Consider the following 1,470-nt stretch of genomic DNA (forward strand, 5'->3'; position numbering starts at 1 on the left):
CAGAGGTGGTTCTCTGATTGCGGCCTTGTCAAGCGGAGGTCTGATCTGTCCTTCGGGGGTCATGGTTCTCTCCGAGGTCGGGCGTAAGCGCGCCTCATGATGGCGTCCGGTGGCGGACCGTCTCAAATGTCGCGGGCTGGGTCGCCGGTTGAAATCCGGTGCCCAAACCACCTCTGCGAGATCGATCATGCCTCCGTCCCGTCGGGACATCTCGACCTGGCCTTTCCTCGGCCGGGCATTTCAGCGTGTTTTCAGGCTGCGGCCTCCGCGGTCCATCGGAAGTCCGCGCCCGTTTTCCAGAGCGTCAGCATCAGCACGGCGATCTTGCGGGCGGCGGCAACCCTGGCCCGCTTGGCGCCCTTGCGTGCGGCCAGCCGGAGGGCCCATGACTTGAGCGGCGAGAACCGTTTCACCCGGCACATCAACGACGTGGCGGCCTCGAACAGCAGGGTGCGCATCGCGGCATCGCCGCATTTCGATATGCGCCCCTGATAATCTGTCTCTCCGGACTGGTAGCGGCGCGGGGTGAGGCCGAGGAATGCGCCGATGCTCGCGGACCTGCCGAACCGGTCTGCCCTGTCCACGACGGCAATGAAATTGAGAGCGACAATCGCCCCGACACCGGGGACGGTCATCAGGCGCCGGGCCAGCTCCGACTCCTTGGCGAGGTCGCGCAGGTCCTTGTGTATCGCGGCGGCGGCCGAGCACAGCGTGGCGTGAACTGTCATGAACCCTTCGGCGATCAGGCCGAACACCGGTTCGCGGCTGGCGGCCTCCGCCAGCTGATCGCGGAACGATTGCCGGAGCTTGCCCTGATGAATGCCGGTCATCCGGATGCCGAAGGTTTTCAGGACGCCACGGACATGGCGTTCGAGATCATTGCGCAGACGGAGCAGCCGGTCCCGGGCCCCGATCAGCGTCCGGAGCCGGTCCGCATCAAGGCTGCGGACATGGACAGGCGTGATCCAGCCGGTTCGCGCCAGCTGGGCCAAGCCCTCGGCATCGGCGGCATCGGATTTGTTCAGCCGCGCAGACAGGACCTTGTGGGCAACCCTCGCATCCACGCAGGTCACGGCCAGGCCCAGATCGCTCAGCGATCGCTGCAGCCAGATCGACAGCTGGCCGCTCTCGTGAACGGTGAGGACCGGTGCGATCCGCTTCTCTGCAAAAAACCTTGTCACGGCGGCGGGATCGCAGGCGACGGTCTTCCGGGCCTGGACGGCCCCGGTCTCGTCGACGACACAGATCGAGATTTCCTTGAGGGATACATCGAGCCCGGCATAGTGCTTCATGGTCGTTCTCCTTCCAGCGGTTTCATGTGAGGCTGAGGGTATCTGACCTCGCTCGCCATCGGGGAGCGACCGCCGCAATCACACCATGTCGCGGGATTTCGGACCAGGTGTTAAGCTTTAGCGCCTGACGAAGACTGACCCGAGATGACGAAACGGAAACGCTATTCAGCGGAGTTCA

General features: G+C 64.4%; 1 protein-coding gene. It reads right to left on the reverse strand.

From position 1 onward, the window contains the following. Positions 1-251: 251 nt before the first annotated feature. Complete coding sequence (locus tag FGX59_RS36875) at positions 252-1,292, reverse strand: IS110 family transposase (protein WP_138473477.1); 1,041 nt, start codon at positions 1,290-1,292, stop codon at positions 252-254. Positions 1,293-1,470: the final 178 nt, after the last annotated feature.

This window comes from Poseidonocella sp. HB161398, from assembly GCF_005870025.1.
In the GTDB taxonomy this organism is placed as follows: Bacteria; Pseudomonadota; Alphaproteobacteria; order Rhodobacterales; family Rhodobacteraceae; genus Mangrovicoccus.

Coding starts and splice junctions, on each gene's coding strand:
- FGX59_RS36875 (WP_138473477.1), bottom strand. CDS start 1,292: ATGAAGCACTATGCCGGGCTCGATGTATCCCTCAAGGAAATCTCGATC.